The organism is Acetobacteraceae bacterium (assembly GCA_004843345.1).
Classification (GTDB): Bacteria; Pseudomonadota; Alphaproteobacteria; order Acetobacterales; family Acetobacteraceae.
Window position 1 is genome coordinate 1,435,485 of record CP039460.1, and the last position, 17,895, is coordinate 1,453,379.

Here is a 17,895-nt window from a genome sequence, read left to right on the forward strand (position 1 = left end):
TAAAGAGAGGAATTTTATGGCTTATTCTCCCATTTTTGATGAAGAGGCTTTGAGTCGTTTCCAATCTCTCATTTTAGAAAATCCACTTGGGAATTTTATTACCCAGACAGAAGGCGGGCTTCTTGCAAGTTCGCTGCCTTTTTACTTCATGTCGGAAGAGGGTAAATTTGGAACGCTTTATGCCCATTTAGGCCATTATAATCCGCAGACGAAATTAGAAGCGCAAAAAGAAAGTCTTGTGATTTTTAATGGGGTAGATGCGTATATTACGCCAAGCTGGATGCCTGGAAAGAAGATAGAACATAAAGCCGTTCCAACATGGGATTATATAAACGCCCAAGTCTATGGGAAAGCTGAGTTTTTAAAAGACCCTGAAACGCTTTTAGAAATTGTCTCAAAAATCACAGATAAGGCAGAGGCAAAAAGGCCTGATCCTTGGAAAGTATCAGATGCGCCAGAAGATTACGTAAGACTTAAGCTTAAAGGGATTGTTGGATTAAAACTCACAATCACAAAGATTCGCCTTATCTGCAAAATGGAAGACAACACAAAACCAGAAACAAAATCCGCTATTATTGAAGGCCTCCGAAGCAATTCAGATGAAAAATCTAATCGTGTTGCGGATGAGATTGAGAGAATATAAAGCTTAATTTTTTGAGAGGTTTGAAAGTGGGAGAGAAGAATGGTCAAGCTTTTGCATTTCGATTTTGATGGGACGATTGGGGATACAGTGCAATGTGTTGTTGCCAGTACGCAAGCTGCGTTTAGAGCTTTGGGGCGGACTGTGCCAACAGCGGAAAAGATTACTTCCCTAATGGGGATTCCGTTGGAAAGAGCCTGTCTTGAGATGGTTGGACATGCTTTGTCCACGGAAGAAATTTCCGAAATTCTGACAACGTATCGTTCTTTATATCCAAAATATTCTTTAGAAAATATTAGGGCTTTTCCAGGAATTAAAGAGGCTTTGATGCAGGCCAAAGAGGCTGGAAATTATCTCACAATTATTACGAGTAAACAGACGCCGGCAGCTTTAGGGAATTTAAAGACTTTAGGGCTTTTGGAGCTGTTTGATGTGATTGTTGGGGCAGATTTTACAAAGGAACATAAACCGAATGCGGCACCTGTTCGGAAGGCAGAAGCGCTGCTTTTAGAAAAATATGGGGATATTCAAGAAAGGCATCCTACGATTTTTAAAGAGGCAATAGTTTTTGGAGATTCAACGTTCGATATTGATATGGCGCATAACGCAGGGCTTAAAGCTTGTGCTGTGACATGGGGCGCACATGGGATAGAAAAGCTGGAAGCTTCGCATCCTGATTTTATTATTCATAAGGTAGAAGATTTAAAAAAATTCTGGTCTTGATTACCGCTTTGTAAAATTGCTGCCGAGCCAATGCCCCATGAGCGTGGTGAATTGATCAATATTGTTCTCAATCACGCTGGTATGTTTTTTCATTTCTTGAAAGAGGTTGTGAATGGTGCAGTTTTTTCGTGTTGGATGGAGTTTTTCGGGGAGAAAGGCTTCTCCGAATTCGTTGATGAGATAATCCATGCTTTGGCAAATTTCATGAGAGATTTCGAGATAAGTTGTCTCTTGATAGGAAAAGAGCCCCTCAATAATTTTTGCAGAGGTTTTGAATTTTGATTTTTGTGTCATGAGATTAATCAGAAACTTGCTATCAGGCCGTTCTGAATTTTTAATCATACGGTAGGTCTCAAAACATTCCATGACAAAAAGAGATGTTGAATCCAAATAATTTCGGAAATGTGGCGTTGCCATATTGATTTGAGAGACATTCTTTTGGTCTTCGGCAATCGCCTGCATGGTTGCCTGTACTTCAAGAATAGCATTTTGTGTTTCTAATTGCTGTCTTGTGGCTTTTCCTGTGCCAATTCCGAGCAAAACGGTGGCAGAGCAACTGATAAAAGAGGCCGCAAGGACAAGAAGAACTGTTTCTCCTTGTGGAAATTTTCCTTTTTCGAGCCAATCATGCGTAAAATAGGCACAACAAAAGAGCGCTAGAAAAATCAGGAGGGTGGCTAAAATTTGCTTCCAATAAAGTTGGAATTTACTGAATTTTTTTATCATTTAAGATTTACAGAAAAAGTGTTTTAGTGCCATTTCCAGCCATGCTTTTGAAAAAAAAGGAAGGCCGATTTTATAAAAAACAGAATATGTCTCAATCCTTTTCGTGACGTATTACCACCAAAATGGCGAATAAGCATATTTGGAAGAATAGCTGTGTCTGTTATTTTTAGCGCTCTGAACGAAAAATCAAAATCCTCAAAATAAAGAAAAAAGCGAGAATCAAAGCCTTGGAGCTGTTTAAAAATGGAACGCCGCATGAGAAGAAAAGAACCTGAAAGACAAGGGATATTTTTCAAGATTTCTTTTTTTTCGTTTTTGTAAGGGATTTCATAGCAGGCAAGGTGTTGCTTAAAAACAGATTTTAGCCAGTTTGGCGCAAAACCTCTTAGGGCAAGCGATAAGAGGTCGGGATAATTACGTCCTAAATGTGTTTGCTGATCTTGTTGTGTCAAAATTGCTGGGGCGCAAAGGCCCATATTCGGATATTTTTGAAATGCTTTAAGGCCATTTTTGAGAGCGTTTTGTTCAATCAAAACATCGGGATTTAAAATAAGATGAAACGTTCCAAGATTTTTATGGCGAAGGACAAGGTTATGGGCTTTTCCAAAACCAAGATTGCCTAGTCCTGTTATGATTTCGGTTGGAATGCCATGCCAACGATATTTTTTTCTGCGGTAGGGGCGATGTGAGGCATTATCAAGAATGAGCAGAAAAAGACGTTCAGCTGGAATAAATGAGACGGCCTGTCTTAATGTTTGCAAAGTTTGGCGAAGCTGTTTTTTTGGGGATTTATAAAGAACAAGAGAAATAGAAAGAAGGCAGGAAGCCTCCTTTCCTATTTTCTGTATTTTGGCTGTTTCCGAGTGCAATTAAAATTCGAGTTGAATTTTAAGATGTTTTTTCTTTCCAACAGAAAGCGCAACACCTGTTTTTAATTCTTCCCAAGCGATGGCTTGGTTTTCATCTGAAACTTTCTCACCATCAATGCGGACACCTCCATTGCGGATGAGGCGTCTTGCCTCCCCACGGGAAGAAGCCATTTCGACAAGATGGAGCAGAGCGGTTAAGGGAAGACCATCTTTAAATTCTTCTCGTAATGTTTTGGGACAAGGGAGTTTTTTTTCTGGAAAAGCGGCCGTTGGATTTAATTTTTTCTCAGAAAAAATCTTCCGTGCCTGCTCTCTGGCGGCCTTTGCTTTTTCACGTCCATGAGCGATAGAGGTGGCTTCTGTTGCTAGAATTTCTTTGGCTTGGTTAATGTCTCCCTTAGCGATTTCTTCACATTTTTTAAGGGGGAGATCGGTAAAGAGTTTCAGGAAGCGCTCGACATCTGGATCTTCAACATTTCGCCAGAATTGCCAGTAATCAAAAACAGGAAGTTTCTCTTCCCGAACCCAAATGGCCGTGCCTTCGGCAGATTTCCCCATTTTTGCACCAGAGGCGGTTGTGAGCAGAGGGGTGGTCAGGCCGAAAACTTTTCCAGCGCCAGTCCTGCGGGCAAGCTCAATACCTGCGGTGATATTGCCCCATTGATCAGAACCGCCAATTTGAAGCACAACTTGGTGTTTACGTTTGAGTTCTCTGAAATCATAAGCTTGTAGAATAGAATAATTAAATTCTAAAAAAGTCAGCCCCTGCTCACGGTCTAAACGCTGTTTGACGCTTTCCGCAGAAAGCATACGGCTCATTGAAAAATGAGGGCCGACATCTTCTAAGACTTCTAGCCAAGATAAGTTTGCTAGCCAATCCGCATTGTTCAGGAGGAGGGTCGGACGTTGGTTTTCTTTTTGCTGCTCTTCAAAATGGAGAAACTGGCTAAGAGAGCTGCGCACGCCTGCAATATTTTTTGCAAGTGTTTTTGAATTTTGAAGTTTTCTGGCTTCCTCACGGAAAGAAGGATCTCCGATGCGTCCTGTTCCGCCACCAGCAAGCGCAACGGGCTGATGCCCATGTTTTTGCAAGAGACGCAGCACCATAATGGAGAGCGCATTGCCAACATGTAAAGAATCTGCTGTGGGATCAAAGCCAGCATAGGCTGCGATCGACCCTTCTGCCATTTGGGTGTCAAGCGTTTCTAAATCGGTGCAATCAAAAACCATGCCACGTTCATATGCTTCTTTAAGAAAAGAAGATTTAAAAGGATAGTCTTTGCCTAAAGTTGGTTTCTGTTGCTTGCTGTCAGTCATAAAACTTTGAAAGGGTTAGAGGGAATTAAAGAAAATTTTGCTTTTCTTTCCGAGAACGGACGACATGATCTTCAACCGCTTCTGTAATTTGAGAAACGTAAGAAGCAAAAAGATGATCTGCGCCTGCAAAAATACGGTAATCAACTTGCACATTCTTTTGGGTGTTAAGTTTATCAACCACTTTGCGGATGCCAGGCTCTGGCGCAAGTGTATCTCTGCCGCCAGCAATCATTAGGCCACTGCAAGGGCATGGCGCAAGGAAGCTGAAATCGTAGTCGTTCGCAGGCGGTGCAATGCTGATCCAGCCATCAATTCCAGGACGGCGCATGAGGAGTTGCATCGCAACAAAGGCTCCAAAGGAATAACCCGCAACCCATGTTTCAACAGAATCAGGATTCATGGATTGAATCCAGTCTAATGCGGAGGCAGCATCTGAAATCTCGCCAATGCCGCCATTATATCTGCCTTGTGATTTTCCAACGCCTCTTGAATTATAACGTAAAACAGAAAATCCCATTTCTATAAATGTTTTAGCAAGTGTAATGGCGATGCGGTTGCGCATATTGCCCCCCATATGGGGATGAGGGTGCATAATGACGGCGAGAGGTGCCCCTGGGATATTTGACTGATGGTAATAACCTTCCAGTCTTCCAGTTGGGCCATTAAAGATAACTTCAGGCATGAGCGTTTTAGATCCGTAGGGTTTTCTCAGTATTGCTGGTTTTTGGAAAATTAGGAACTAAAGGAGAGAATTTATATCTTCCCTTTAATTTTAAAACCGATAGATATATTTAGTAAGGGTGCTATTATAACGTATTTATCAATTTTTTCTAGATTTTTATTCATGCGTCTTTCCGCCTGATCGCACTGAACATGTTGCAAAATAAAGGTTTTCCCAAGGTTTTATGATCTATTTAGATGCGAATGCGAGCGAAGTGCCACGTCCCCATGCGGTTGAGTTGGCCTATAAACTGGCGTTAGGAGCAGGAAATCCAGCTTCAGTGCATCAGGCGGGGAAGGAAGCAAAGCGTCATCTTGAAAAGGCACGGGAAGAAATTGCCAGCTTTTTTGCCGTTGGTTCCAAGGAATGTATTTTTACATCAGGCGCAAGTGAGGCAAATGCCCTTATTTTAAAAAGCTTAGAAAAGACGCAGTCAGGGGTAGAACGGCCTTGTTTCGTTGGCGCAACGGAGCATCCTTCCTTATTAGCGAATTTGCCAGAATGGGCAAAAATTATTCCTGTTGATCAATCAGGGCAACATGATTTGCAGTGGCTTGAGGGCGAGCTTTCAGCATTAAAGCCAGAGCAGTCACCGTTGATTGCTGTGATGGTTGCGAATAATGAAACGGGCATTTATTCCGACGTTACGGCTTTCATCGCATTAGCAAAATTGTTCAATGCTTTTTTGCATTTAGATGGTGTGCAGGCTTTTGGGCGAGGCTGGGCACTGCCAAAAGATTTGCCTCCTAAAATAAGCTTTTCGCTTTCAGGCCATAAAATGGGGGGATTGCCTGGCGCCGGAGCCCTGATTGTCTCGGAAGAGCATGTTATTTCCCCTATGATTATTGGGGGAGGACAAGAAGGAGGGAAGCGTGGCGGGACGCCCGCATTACCAGCGATTGCGGCAATGGCAGAAGCGCTCAAAGAAGCACAGACTCAGAATTGGCAGGATATTGAGGGCTTGCGGAATGAATTGGAAGAGGCGGTTCAGGCGATGGGCGGAGAAGTTATTGGTAAGGATGTTGCCCGCTTGCCGAATGTCAGCTCTTTACGCCTTAACGGGATTTCTTCTCAGGCTCAGCTGATGGCCATGGATATGTCAGGGATTTGTGTGTCGGCCGGTTCGGCCTGCGCTTCAGGAAAAATGAGCGCCTCGTCTGTTTTGAAAGCTATGGGGCTAGCGGAGAGGGCTGGACAAGTAATGCGTGTCAGTTTGCCTTGGAATGTGACGCAAAGAGAGATTGAGTTTTTTTTGAATGCTTACCGCCCTCTGGCAAGACGTGCAAAAACAAAATTACAAGCGGAAGGCAGATAAATGGAAATGATTTACCTTGATTATGCAGCGGCAACGCCTTGCGATCCAGATGTCGTTCAAAAAATGCTTCCGTTTTTTTCGGCGCATTATGGAAATGCTGGTAGTCATCATGCTTTGGGGACCTTCGCCCTTGAGGCAGTCGAAAAAGCAAGAAAACAAGTGGCAATGCTTTTGAAGGCGGATGTGCGCGAGATTATTTTTACTTCAGGCGCAACAGAGTCGATTAATCTGGCTTTGAGAGGGACAGCAAGGCAGTTTTTATCCTCTCAGGGGAAATGCCGTCTTGTTAGTTTTTCAACGGAACATAAGGCGGTTTTAGAAACGCTTGAAGCTCTTAAGAAAGAAGGGGTTGAGATTGAGATTCTCCCTGTTGATGAACAGGGAAAGCTAGATAAAGAACAGCTTCGTGCAGCTTTGAAGACGCCGACAACTTTAGTCAGTGTGATGGCGGCCAATAATGAAACAGGCGTTCTGGCGGATTTAGAGGAAATCTCTCAAATTGTCCGTGGGCAGGGGGCTTTGCTGCATGTTGATTTGGCACAAATAGCTGGAAAATTGCCTCTTGATGCGGCTCTTTTTGACCTCGCATCTATTTCTGCGCATAAACTATATGGGCCAAAAGGATGCGGGGCGCTTTATGTTCGCCGCCGTCCTCGTGTCAGATTGCGGCCAATCGTGACAGGAGGAGGGCAAGAGCGTTTATTGCGTTCAGGGACTTTGCCTGTTCCTTTACTGGTTGGTTTTGGCGAGGCCTGTGAAAAAGCGCAAAAAATTATGGCAGAGGAAGGGAAAAAAGTTTCTGAATTGAGAAAACTTCTTGAAGAGGGGTTGCGGGCTTTGTTTCCAGAGGGGCAGATTAACGGCGGAAAAGTTGCCAGATTGCCTGGAACATTGAATTTTTGTTTTCCAAAACCTTATGAAGCAGAAAAAATAATGAAGGCTTTGCCAGGGCTCGCAATGTCGAAAGGTTCGGCCTGTACTGCTGGTTCTGGAGCGGGTTCTTATGTTTTGAGAGCGATGGGATTGGAGGAGGCAAGGACACAAAGAAGCTTGCGTCTTTCGCTTGGGCGTTTTACTTCCCAAGAAGAGATTCAAAAAGTTTTAGAAAAATTTTCGGAATTATCCTGCCAGTTTTAAATAGGCAGAGGGGATTTTGTTATTTTATAGAAAAGGAAGGAAATAAGGATGCCACATATGGTTTTTGTTGAGCCTGATGGGACAAGACGTGAAGTTAATGCCCCTGTTGGCCAATCTGTTTTGGAAATTGCGCATGCAAACGATATTGACTTGGAAGGGGCATGTGAAGGCTCTTTGGCTTGCGCAACCTGCCATGTGATTGTGGATCCTGAATGGGCTTCTAAATTGCCGGAAACAACGGAAGAGGAAGAAGATATGCTTGATCTTGCTTTTGGTGTGCAAAAAACATCTCGCCTAGGCTGCCAGATTTTAATGACGGAAGCTTTAGATGGCTTAACCGTTCTTGTGCCAAAGCAGGATTAAAAGGAAAGCGTTACTTTGCGAATTTTGGTGGCCATGTCAGGCGGGGTTGATAGCGCCGTAACAGCGGCGTTATTGCGAGAGCAAGGGCATGAAGTTGTTGGCGCAACGCTGGATTTAAATCCTTCGGGAGCAGCGGCAAAAGGATGTTGTGGCGGAAGCGATGCTCAGGATGCGGCAAAAGTTGCAGAAAGAATGGGATTTCCGCATTACATTATTGATGCAACGCAACGTTTTAAAGAAAGTGTTGTGGATGTTTTTGCGGCACAATATGCCAAGGGAGAGACGCCCGTTCCATGTGTGAACTGTAATCAGGGTGTGAAATTTACAGACCTCTTAACGACTGCAAAAGACCTTGGGTGTGAAGGGATGGCGACTGGACACTATGTCCGTAAGGAAGTCTTGTTAGACGGACGTTCTGCGCTTTATCGCCCTGTGTGTTCAGAGCGTGACCAGTCTTGGTTTTTGTTTGCAACGACCTACGAACAGCTGGAATTCCTGCATTTTCCCTTGGGTAATTTTTTTTCCAAAGAAGAGGTTCGGGCTGAGGCTCAGCGTTTAGGTTTAAAAACGGTGGCCTCAAAGGCAGATAGTCAAGATATTTGCTTTGTTAATCAGGGCTCTTATGCGGATTTGGTTGAAAAAATAGCACCGACAACGAAAGGTCATGGGGAGATAATTGATCTTTCGGGGAATATTGTCGGCGAGCATGAGGGTATTGTCCGCTATACGATTGGGCAAAGCAAAGGCTTGGGAAATCTGCATACTTCTCTAGGAGAGCGCCAGATGGTCGTGAGAATTGAGGCGGATAAACGTCGTTTGGTGATAGCGCCTCGCCGTCTTTTAGAAGATAAATGTGCAAAGAACTCCCCTTGGCGACGAATTTATTTAAAAGAGACAAATTGGCTTATTGAGCCCCCTTTAGAGGTGGATTTAGAGTGCGCTTTTCAGCTTCGGGCAAGAGAGAGGCCCCGTAAAGGGCAGGTGAGAGCCCTTAAAGATGGCCGAGCAGAGGTTTTCTTAGAAGAGGCTGCTTTACCAGCGCCTGGGCAGGCTTGCGTTTTTTATGACGGAGATCGCATTTTGGGAGGCGGTTTTATAGAAGCTCCTGCCACTTTTTTAGAAAAAGCATAAAAAAGTATATGCGCCCCCTTGAGGTCTGTTCCAGAGTTCTTATCTAGGGACTAAGAAGATCCCGTTTTTCTTTTAAAACCTTTTCCAGACTGGGAGAACGGGGCAATGGTTTGGAAAATTTGAATATGATAAGGATATAAATATGGTTAAAGTTGGTGATGAAATCCTAGATTTTGAAACAACAGACGTTTTTACACCAGCCAATGGAGAATTTTCTAAATTTAGCCCAGAGGATCTTAAAGGCAAATGGTCTATTCTGTTCTTCTACCCAGCAGACTTCACATTCGTTTGCCCAACAGAGCTCGAAGATCTGGCTGGCAAATATGAAGATTTCAAGAAATTGGGCGTTGAAGTTTACTCTGTCTCTACAGATAAGCATTTCACTCATAAAGCATGGCATGACACTTCCGATGCTATTGGTAAAGTGAAATTCCCGATGGTTGCAGATCCAAGCGGTGAGATTTCTGATGCTTTCGATGTGTTGCGTGATGATTTCTTTGCAGCGGACCGTGCAACATTCTTGATTGATCCAGAAGGCAAAATTCAATATATCGAAATTACTTCTGAGGGCGTTGGCCGTGAGGCGGACACATTGCTTGATAAAGTTAAAGCAGCGCAGTTTGTTAAGAAAAACCCAGGTCAGGTTTGCCCAGCAAAATGGCGTGAAGGATCAAAAACCTTGAAGCCAGGTATTGATCTCGTTGGCAAGATTTAAGTCGAAATAACGAGTGGGGGAAGAGCTTTCTCTTCCCCTTTCTTGCTCATAGGGAAGATGATCGCTGGGTTTAATTCCCAGCTTTTTTTATATCTTTCTTCCTATAAAAAGAGCCCTCGGAGGAATAAGGAAAAATAGATGTCAAAAGAACTTTTAGGTCCTGATATTGTTGATCAGCTAAAAGCCTACATGGAATATATTGTTAATCCTGTTGAAATTTCAGCAAAGCTGGATCAATGGGAGACTTCTTCCAATTTACGTCAGCTTTTTAAAATTTTGACAGAAATTTCAGATAAAGTAACTTGGAATGAAAATGCAACAGAAGGCCGTTCACCTTCCTTTTCTATCGCTCGTGCTGGAGAAGCGCCCCGCATTACTTTTGCTGGGCTGCCAATGGGCCATGAGTTCACGTCTTTCATTTTAGCCCTTTTACAGACGAGCGGTCATCCGCCACGTATTAAGGACGAAGAGGCAGAGCGCATCCGATCTCTTTTGAAAGAGAGCAAAGAGACCTATAAATTTGAGGTTTGGTTTTCCCAATCTTGTCAAAACTGCCCAGATGTTGTTCAGGCATTGAATATTTTGGCTGTTTTAAATCCTAAGATTTCAGTGGTCGCCGTTGATGGCGCTGATTTCTCTGACGAAGCGACAGAGCGTGATATTCTTGCAGTCCCTCAAGTTTATCTCAATGGTGAGAATTTCTCTTCTGGGCGTTTAACACTGGAAAAAATTCTGGATCGTCTGGATCAATCTGGCGGAGAGGCAAAGGCGAAGAAAATTTCAGAAGAAAAACCTTTTGATGTCTTAGTCGTTGGGGGAGGACCTGCTGGAGCGGTCGCTTCTATTTATGCCGCGCGTAAAGGATTAAGAACAGGGCTTGTCGCAGAAAGGTGTGGCGGTCAGGTTATGGATGCAGGTGAAATTGAGAATTTTCCGTCTGTGATGCTGATTGAAGGGCCGGAACTTGCCAAAAATTTAGAGGCGCAGGTGGCGCATGCTGGCGTGTCTATTTTGGATGGCCAAATTGTTCGTTCTTTATTGCCAGCAAAAGCACAAGGGGAGTTTCATCAACTCAAGCTTGAGAATGAGGCTAGCTTGCAGTCCCGTACGATTATTGCGGCAACGGGTGCAAAATGGAAAACACTTAACGTCCCGGGAGAAGAAGAATATCGCACGAAAGGGGTGGCTTATTGCCCACATTGTGATGGTCCCTTCTTTAAAGGGGAAGCTGTTTCAGTCATTGGCGGCGGCAATAGCGGTGTTGAAGCGGCGATTGATCTTGCTGGTATTTGTAAGCATGTCACACTTCTGCAGCGTGGAGATTATTTGATTGCGGATGAGATCTTGCAAAAGAAACTTCGTTCCCTTGAGAATGTCACTATTTTATTGAATGCGGAAACAGAAGAAGTTCTGGGTGATGGAAATAAAGTGACAGGTTTGCGGTATAAAAACCGAAAAACGGAAGAGACGCAAACACTTGATCTGAAAGCTGTCTTTGTTCAGATTGGTCTGCTGCCGAATACAGGTTGGGTTAAGGATGCCCTTAAATTGACACAATTTGGTGAAATTGAAGTTGATACAAAATGCAGAACCTCTGTGCCTGGTATTTTTGCCGCAGGGGATGTGACGAATGTTCCTTATAAGCAAATTATTATTGCCGCAGGCGAAGGGGCAAAGGCTTCTTTGAGTGCATTTGGTTACTTAATTGAAGAATAAAGCTGTTTTTATTCTGGAATAAGTTTGTTTCTTTCTGCCACTCTACGCATTTTGTTGAGTGGCAGAGGAGAGAGGAAGGAAAATAAATGGGCTTATTAAAGTTGGTTAATGAGGAAGTTTCAAGCGAGCATAAGCTGGATCGGCTTGCTATTTTTCACCATATCGCACTGTTAGCTTTATTGGCAGGCATACTAGGCTTCACCGCTTTTCTTCACAAAAAACTTGAAAAACGTTTGCGGATTTTGGAAGAGAAAAATCCATCTGAGATTTAGGCTTTTCTAAAGATTTTTTTAAAGAGAGAGATTCCTAAAGAAAATTTCTTTAGGAATCTTTTTTGTTTTTTCATCTTATTTTTGTTTATAATAAGAGAAAATATTATTTAATTCTGAGAGGCGGCTCATTAGGAAGCCACACCTGAATTTTTCAAAACATTGTCATGATTGCTTTTAGAGATGCAAAAAGCCCAGCTTTTTCCAGTATGGAAAGAAGCTATGGTGTTTATTGTTTTGCGCCATCTGAGGGAAGATCCATGAAAGCGATTTGAAATTAAGGGGGAATTTATGTCAGCAAGAATGTTACATCGTGATTTTTTGGAGCCTGGAGAACGTAAGGCGTTATATTTACTCCAGCAAAAAAATCTGCCTTTGGAAAGAATGGCGCATCAAGACGCACGTCGGCTTTTATCAACTATTTTACAGGGATTTTTAGAAGAAGGTGAAAAAGCACGTTTATTTCGGCGTTATCTAGCAGGCGCTTTTATTTTTGAGTTTATTCGTAAAAATGGCCGTTATTATAACCGCAAAAACTTTGAAAAATGCTGGAAATTTTTAATTGTTGATAAAACAGATGACCATTCCGCACTTGATCCTATTTTTGGTTTAGAAGGCGAGAAAGAGGAAGACGCTATTTTACAAACAGCAGCCCGTTACTGGTATCATTTTCGCTGGCATGCTTGGCAGCCACAAGGAATGGTTGCCCGAACGGTTATGCAGCGTGAGAAGCGTGAAAAATCACAAATTGTAGATTTTCCCAAAGAGATCCAGTTAGCACTCATGCAGACAGGTCGAAAATTTAAAGAAGGGGAAGTTGTCCGATTAAAGGATGAGGAGGGGAATATCGTTGAGGTGATTCCAGTTCCTGTTTCAGAAAATGTTTCTAAAAAAGTAGAAGTTGCTTCTTTGCCGGCTGCCGAAGGTGTGAATAAAAATTTACTTTCTCCGCCTGAGAAAAAAGAGTTTTTGCATATAAAAGTTAAAGAAAAAGTCAAAATGTTTAAAAAAGATGAAGAATAGAGAATCTGTACAAGCTTCATTCTTTGCAAGATTTTTGAATGTCAGATAGGGTATGAAGAAGTTTTAAAGTTGGGATATGGGGCATTGGGCTTTCCCTTTCTCTTTAGGCTATTCCGGTAAGAATTGATGGAGATTCTATGAAAAAATTACTCGCAACAACGGCACTTTTGACAGGGCTTTTTGGACTTGTCGGCGTAAATTCCACCTTTGCCAGTGCTTCTACAACAGATACAGCCCCAGTAGCTCAGGATAAAATTAATCTTGAACAGGCGCAGGCCAAAACAGACGCAGATAAGGCGCTTGGAGATGCACAAGCTCAAGTCAATGAGGATCAGGCAAAGGTCGCTTCTGATGCTGATTCTTTGAAAGCTGAGGAGCAAAAAGATTTAACCGATGCAAAGGCAAGTGGTGAAAACCTTGGTGCTTTGGAAGCACAGGAAGCAAAGCAGGTCGGTGCTGTTGATAGTAAGAAAAAGAAGTCCGTTTCTTTGATGGATCAGGAATTGGCCAAGCAGGCAACGGCTGAGGCTCAGAAAAATGCGCAGGCTGCTGCCGATAAAGGTGAAGATGCTTCTAAAAAAGCGCAAGACCTTGGCGGTAAAGCTGATCCTGCTGCTCTTTATTGCTCAAAAGTTGGTGGGCATGCCCATAATGGCAAAGGGATCACAGGGAAAGAAACCGAATATTGCTATTTGCCAAATAACACCCGTGTAAAAGCTGAGGATGCTTATCAGAAAGCTTTAAAGGGTAAAGGCAGCATTGCGCCAGCAAAATTAAAAAAACACATGACAAAAGATCAGAAGCATAATTTGACCGCTGAAAATCAAGTTTTAAAACAAGAAGCGGATGAAAAAACAAGTTATGCAGAGCGTCAAGTTTCAAACTGACGTTGAAATAAATGATGCCCTTTCTTTTTGGGAAGGGCATTTTTTTTAGAGGGTAAGCATGCAAAAAACGGCTCGTTTTAAAATATCCTTGGCGCTTCTGGCTTGTGGGATTTTGGTTGCTTGCGCAAGCTCTCAAGAAGAGAAAAAAGGAAAGCAGATTGGTATGCCTAATCCAGCCTCTGCTTATTGTATTTCTCAAAAAGGAAAACTTGTTTTGCGTCAAGATGCGCAGGGGAACGAAGTCGGGTATTGCACGCTAAAAAATGGGCAAGTTGTTGAGGAATGGGATTTTTTTAGGCAGTCACAAAAAGAACTTGCCCATTAGATTAAAATCCCATTCGCTCTTTAATCTTTATTGTGCGTCTTGGGCTGCTTCTTCGTTACAGCAAGGACAGTGGCAATCTTTTTTACAATGGTGATGTTTCTTGCCACAATCTTTGCAGCAATCTTTGTGCGCACAGCAGGGTGTCTGAGACATTGTTGTCGCCGCAAAAGTCGTTCCAAAAGTAAAAGGTGCTACTAAAAAGGCGGCCATAGCCGTTTTTAAAATAATTTTTTTCATCCTCAAATCCTTTCTTAAAAAGAGGTTAAGATGACTATAAAGGTTCAAGTAACTATAGGGTCAAGCAGCGCTATAAATTTTTCTTTTGGCCTAAGATGAAAACGCTTGTTCTTAAAATTAAAAACATGATTTAGTGGAAAAAAGGCATTTTTGTTTTAAAATAAAATACGACTTTCAAGCATATAATTATTTTTCTAGGAGTATTCATAAGTGCGTTTCCCTTTAAATTTCTCTTCCTCTAAATCTCCAGAAAAGGGTGAAGGTACGTTTCATAAGCTTCTTTCTGATACGTCTAAAGAGGACAAGAATTTCCTAAAGAAAATTCATTCTAAATCTCTTTTAGTGGGAGCAGGGACAGGATTGGGGCTTTTCCGCTATACGCAGGAAGCGGCGATTAAAGCGGGTGTAAGTACACAAGCTTGGATTTGGCTTAAGCTTGTTGATTTTTTCTCGCCTATTGTCAAACGTAATATTTGGACCGTTGTTCGGGGGAGCAAGCATTTGCAAGGGGGCGGTTTTTGGCATTGGCACAGGCCAAAAGTCAATTTTCACCAAGTTATTTTTAACAATACAAAGATTTTTATTACGACGCCAAAAGAGGGGGCAGAAACGCCTATCCATATTCTTTACCTTCACGGCGGTGATTTTGTGATGGATGTCATGCCATATTATGGCTGGATGCTTTCAGATTTGGCTGAAAAGATGAGCTGTACTGTGCATATGCCTTTTTTACCGTTAGCGCCAAAACATACTTGGCGTGAAACGATGGATTTGATCATTAAAGGGTATGAGCATTTGGTAGAACAGCACGGTGCAGAAAATGTCGTCGTGATGGGAGATTCTGCTGGAGGCTGGCTTTCTGTGACCTTGGCGCGGGAAATTGCACGTCTAAAACTTGAAAAACCAAGATGTCTTGTTCTCTATTCGCCATTTTTGGATCTTTCTTGCACAGGGGAAGGACAAGATCAGTTAGCAAAAGTTGATCCGATTTTGGATATTCCTTTCTTGCGTAAAGGAGGGCAAATGTGGATTGGTGATTTGAATCCTAAAGATCCTGAAATTAATCCCATTATGGCAAAGGATTTGGATGGGTTGCCGCCAACAATTATCTTTTCAGGTACGCGCGATATTTTGAACTCGGATGCAAGACGTTTAAAAGAGAAAGAACCTTGGATGGTTTTGGAGCAATATTACGGTATGCCACATATTTTTGTTGTTGGTAAATATATTCCAGAAGCCCATCAAGCGCTGAAGCAGACAGCGGATTTTATCCGTAATCCACATCGTGCGTCAACAAAAGAAGAAATGGAAACACTTCGTGAAAATAGCAGGGGAGAAAGCTGGCGCTTAAAAATCGCAGAGGCTGACCCAACAAAAAATGAATATAAGATGTTGTCAGCAAAGGCATGATTGTTATTTTTTGTTAAGATTAGATTTAGTCTTGCCAAAATATAAGCAATTTTTTGGAGGATATTTTGAAATTTGAGAAAGAGTTACAACCGTTAGAAGAAAGACTTTTACAGAAAGATGTCTCTCATCCTCCCTGTTTAAAGGCTTCTTCTCATTCTTCTTGTCGTTTTTTTCCATTTTTTTGGGGGATGACTGTCGGCTGGATTCTTTCTCTTTGTTTGTTCAAATTTTTTTCAAAGAAATTGGAAGAATCAGGACTGACTTTTTTTGAATGGGTGATGCAGCAGGTTTTTCGCACAGAAAAGCAGAAAAAAAGAGAAGTTGATATGTCCTCTTTTTCTGATTCTGAAGAGGTACTTCAAGAGCCTGTTGCAATTACGACGTTAGAAATTCAGTCTGAAGAAATTATAAAAGAGAATCTCGCACCTCTCTCTTCCTCTTCTGAGGGGACTGCGTTAAGGAAAGTTTCCAATCCTGAAACAAAAAGAAAGAAGATAGCCGCCAGGAAGGCTAAATCTTCTTCTAAGGCAGCAGCTGCAGCACAAAAAGCCGAAAAAATTTCGGAAGAGGCAGAGGTTACTGCACCTAAACTTGAGAAAAAAACAGGGAAAAAAGTCGTCAAATCTGCTAAAAAGAAGAGGACGGCTTCTAAAGCAAAGAAAACGACTAAAAAATCTGAGGATAAATCTTAATTATGACAGATAAAATTAAAAAACATGCTGGAGGAAATTATCATCCAGACACAGAGATGATGAATTTTGCCTATGATCCAGCACGGGTTCAGGCAGCGATTAAGCCACCTATTTTTTTGACTTCAACTTTTCTCTTTCCAACAGCAGAAGCAGGAAAAGATTTCTTTGACTATATGTCAGGTCGTAAAAAATTGCCTGAAGGTGAGGAAGCAGGGTATATTTATTCCCGCTTTGATAACCCTAACAGCCATATTACAGCCGCCCGTTTAGCCACTTATGAAGGGGCAGAAGCAGGTGTGCTTTTCTCATCGGGTATGGGGGCGATTTTTACATCTCTTCTCGCTTTCGTTCAGCCTGGAGAAGTTATTCTTCATTCACAGCCTCTTTATGGCGGAACAGAAACTCTTATCTTGAAAACAATGGCTGGCCTTGGGATGAAGTCCGTCGGCTTTTCAGATGGGATTCATGAAGAGGCCCTTCTAAAATCTGCTGAAACAGCGATGCAGAAGGGAAATGTTGGGGTGATTTATGTTGAATCTCCAGCAAATCCAACCAATGTAATGATGGATTTGGGACTTCTTCGTAAGATTGCAGACAAAATTGCTGAGAAGCAAGATAAACGCCCTTTGATCATTGTTGATAATACAATGCTCGGCCCTGTCTTTCAAAAGCCTTTGCAGCACGGTGCTGATCTGTCCGTTTATTCTTTGACAAAATATGTCGGTGGTCATTCTGATTTGATTGCGGGTGGCGCTGTCGGATCTAAAGAGCTGATTAAAAAGGTAATGGGTTTGCGCAATGCAATTGGCACAAATCTTGATCCGCATACAAGCTGGATGATTATGCGTTCTTTAGAGACGCTAGGCTTGAGAATGGAGAAAGCAGCTTATAATGCAGAGAAAGTTGTTGAACTCCTTTCAAAACAGCCACAAGTCAAAGCTATTCACTTTCCAGGAGCTTTTCCAAAAGGTTCTAAGGAAGAGGCTGTTTACAAAAAACAATGCACAGGCGCAGGTTCTACCTTTGCCTTCGATATTGAGGGTGGGGAAGCCGAGGCTTTTGCTTTCCTTAACCGTTTGAGACTCTTTAAAGTGGCTGTTTCTTTAGGGGGAACGGAATCTCTCATTTGCCATCCTGCTTCAACGACACATTCCGGTGTTGCTAAAGAGGTTCGGGATCGTATTGGTGTGAAAGAGTCAACCATTCGTGTTTCTGTTGGGATTGAAGACGCCGCTGATTTGGTTGCCGATTTTGAACAGGCATTCAAAGCGTAATCTTTTCTTTACAGAGAGTTTATGATTTCATAAAAAAGCCCAATTTGCTCTATGCAGACTGGGCTTTTTATATGAGAAAGAGATTTAATCAATCCACTTTTCGGAAAAAAATGATAGTTGTTTCGCCTTCTTCTGTTTTTCCAAAACCTTTGACATTTAGGCCTGTGCATTCATCGCCTAGAAATTGGGGAAGTTCATTTCCATGAATGAGGGGGCAGTTTGGAATGGTAGGATGAGCTTCATCTGCCGGAAATGTTTTTGCAATTTTTTCATATGCAATTTCTGTTGGCTCATCTGATTCTAAAGCTTGTTTTAAGAGTGCTTTGACTTCATTTTTCTGAGCTTCCGAATATTCATAATTTTCTTTTGACATATGGCTTTCCTTTTTCATGTAGGCGAAAGTTA

21 protein-coding genes are annotated in these 17,895 nt (G+C 42.3%); 15 read left to right on the plus strand and 6 right to left on the minus strand.

The annotated features are described in order from the left end of the window. Positions 1-16: 16 nt before the first annotated feature. Together FAI40_07055 and FAI40_07060 are read left to right on the plus strand one after the other, a co-directional pair. The gene (locus FAI40_07055) at positions 17-643 is read left to right on the plus strand and encodes an FMN-binding negative transcriptional regulator (protein QCE35110.1); all 627 of its coding nucleotides are present in this window, start codon (positions 17-19) and stop codon (positions 641-643) included. A gap of 39 nt (positions 644-682) precedes the next feature. Next, entirely contained in the window at positions 683-1,363 is a 681-nt protein-coding gene (locus tag FAI40_07060; GenBank protein ID QCE35111.1) for an HAD family hydrolase, read from the plus strand. Here FAI40_07060 and FAI40_07065 read toward each other — a convergent pair whose 3' ends face one another. Genes FAI40_07065 through FAI40_07080 form a run of 4 tightly spaced genes read right to left on the minus strand, consistent with a single transcriptional unit; the run spans position 1,364 to position 4,957 of the window. Beyond that, on the minus strand, positions 1,364-2,089 hold the full coding sequence (locus FAI40_07065) for a hypothetical protein (GenBank protein ID QCE35112.1): 726 nt from the start codon (positions 2,087-2,089) through the stop codon (positions 1,364-1,366). 23 nt (positions 2,090-2,112) lie between these two features. Then, positions 2,113-2,958 (minus strand): glycosyltransferase family 2 protein, encoded by an 846-nt coding sequence (locus tag FAI40_07070; GenBank protein QCE35113.1) that lies wholly within the window; start codon positions 2,956-2,958, stop codon positions 2,113-2,115. Then, entirely contained in the window at positions 2,959-4,275 is a 1,317-nt protein-coding gene (locus FAI40_07075) for a tyrosine--tRNA ligase (protein QCE35114.1), read from the minus strand. Positions 4,276-4,300: 25 nt separating this feature from the next. After that, on the minus strand, positions 4,301-4,957 hold the full coding sequence (locus FAI40_07080; GenBank protein QCE35115.1) for an alpha/beta hydrolase: 657 nt from the start codon (positions 4,955-4,957) through the stop codon (positions 4,301-4,303). Between the two features lie 223 nt (positions 4,958-5,180). Between FAI40_07080 and FAI40_07085 the strand changes: the two genes are divergently transcribed. From FAI40_07085 to FAI40_07130, 10 genes are all read left to right on the plus strand, one after another. After that, positions 5,181-6,311 carry an aminotransferase class V-fold PLP-dependent enzyme gene (locus tag FAI40_07085; GenBank protein ID QCE35116.1) on the plus strand — a complete coding sequence of 377 codons (1,131 nt, stop codon included), beginning with the start codon at positions 5,181-5,183 and terminating at the stop codon, positions 6,309-6,311. Continuing rightward, complete coding sequence (locus FAI40_07090; protein ID QCE35117.1) at positions 6,312-7,448, plus strand: cysteine desulfurase; 1,137 nt, start codon at positions 6,312-6,314, stop codon at positions 7,446-7,448. It begins immediately after the preceding gene. 48 nt (positions 7,449-7,496) lie between these two features. Continuing rightward, positions 7,497-7,811 carry a 2Fe-2S iron-sulfur cluster binding domain-containing protein gene (locus FAI40_07095; protein ID QCE35118.1) on the plus strand — a complete coding sequence of 105 codons (315 nt, stop codon included), beginning with the start codon at positions 7,497-7,499 and terminating at the stop codon, positions 7,809-7,811. A 15-nt stretch (positions 7,812-7,826) separates the two neighbouring features. Next, a complete protein-coding gene (mnmA, locus tag FAI40_07100) occupies positions 7,827-8,942 on the plus strand; it encodes a tRNA 2-thiouridine(34) synthase MnmA (protein QCE35119.1) in 1,116 nt (371 codons plus the stop codon). Positions 8,943-9,084: 142 nt separating this feature from the next. Beyond that, a complete protein-coding gene (gene ahpC / locus FAI40_07105; protein QCE35120.1) occupies positions 9,085-9,657 on the plus strand; it encodes a peroxiredoxin in 573 nt (190 codons plus the stop codon). 138 nt (positions 9,658-9,795) lie between these two features. Then, on the plus strand, positions 9,796-11,373 hold the full coding sequence (gene ahpF, locus FAI40_07110) for an alkyl hydroperoxide reductase subunit F (GenBank protein ID QCE35121.1): 1,578 nt from the start codon (positions 9,796-9,798) through the stop codon (positions 11,371-11,373). 86 nt (positions 11,374-11,459) lie between these two features. Further along, a complete protein-coding gene (locus FAI40_07115; protein ID QCE35122.1) occupies positions 11,460-11,645 on the plus strand; it encodes a hypothetical protein in 186 nt (61 codons plus the stop codon). Between the two features lie 288 nt (positions 11,646-11,933). Continuing rightward, positions 11,934-12,665 (plus strand): hypothetical protein, encoded by a 732-nt coding sequence (locus tag FAI40_07120; GenBank protein ID QCE35123.1) that lies wholly within the window; start codon positions 11,934-11,936, stop codon positions 12,663-12,665. A 137-nt stretch (positions 12,666-12,802) separates the two neighbouring features. Next, positions 12,803-13,552, plus strand: coding sequence for a DUF333 domain-containing protein (locus FAI40_07125; protein QCE35124.1), 750 nt, complete (start codon positions 12,803-12,805; stop codon positions 13,550-13,552). Positions 13,553-13,610: 58 nt separating this feature from the next. Then, positions 13,611-13,877, plus strand: coding sequence for a DUF333 domain-containing protein (locus tag FAI40_07130; protein QCE35125.1), 267 nt, complete (start codon positions 13,611-13,613; stop codon positions 13,875-13,877). A gap of 27 nt (positions 13,878-13,904) precedes the next feature. Here the strand turns inward: FAI40_07130 and FAI40_07135 are convergent, their stop codons facing one another. Then, positions 13,905-14,114 (minus strand): hypothetical protein, encoded by a 210-nt coding sequence (locus FAI40_07135; protein ID QCE35126.1) that lies wholly within the window; start codon positions 14,112-14,114, stop codon positions 13,905-13,907. A 210-nt stretch (positions 14,115-14,324) separates the two neighbouring features. Here FAI40_07135 and FAI40_07140 point away from each other — a divergent pair, with 210 nt between their 5' ends. The 3 genes from FAI40_07140 (at position 14,325) to FAI40_07150 (ending at position 17,490) form a co-directional block, all read left to right on the plus strand. Continuing rightward, positions 14,325-15,524 (plus strand): alpha/beta hydrolase, encoded by a 1,200-nt coding sequence (locus tag FAI40_07140; protein QCE35127.1) that lies wholly within the window; start codon positions 14,325-14,327, stop codon positions 15,522-15,524. A gap of 65 nt (positions 15,525-15,589) precedes the next feature. Further along, entirely contained in the window at positions 15,590-16,216 is a 627-nt protein-coding gene (locus FAI40_07145; GenBank protein QCE35128.1) for a hypothetical protein, read from the plus strand. A gap of 2 nt (positions 16,217-16,218) precedes the next feature. Beyond that, a complete protein-coding gene (locus FAI40_07150; protein QCE35129.1) occupies positions 16,219-17,490 on the plus strand; it encodes a cystathionine gamma-synthase family protein in 1,272 nt (423 codons plus the stop codon). Positions 17,491-17,578: 88 nt separating this feature from the next. Here FAI40_07150 and FAI40_07155 read toward each other — a convergent pair whose 3' ends face one another. Further along, positions 17,579-17,863 (minus strand): hypothetical protein, encoded by a 285-nt coding sequence (locus tag FAI40_07155; GenBank protein QCE35130.1) that lies wholly within the window; start codon positions 17,861-17,863, stop codon positions 17,579-17,581. Positions 17,864-17,895 lie beyond the last annotated feature (32 nt).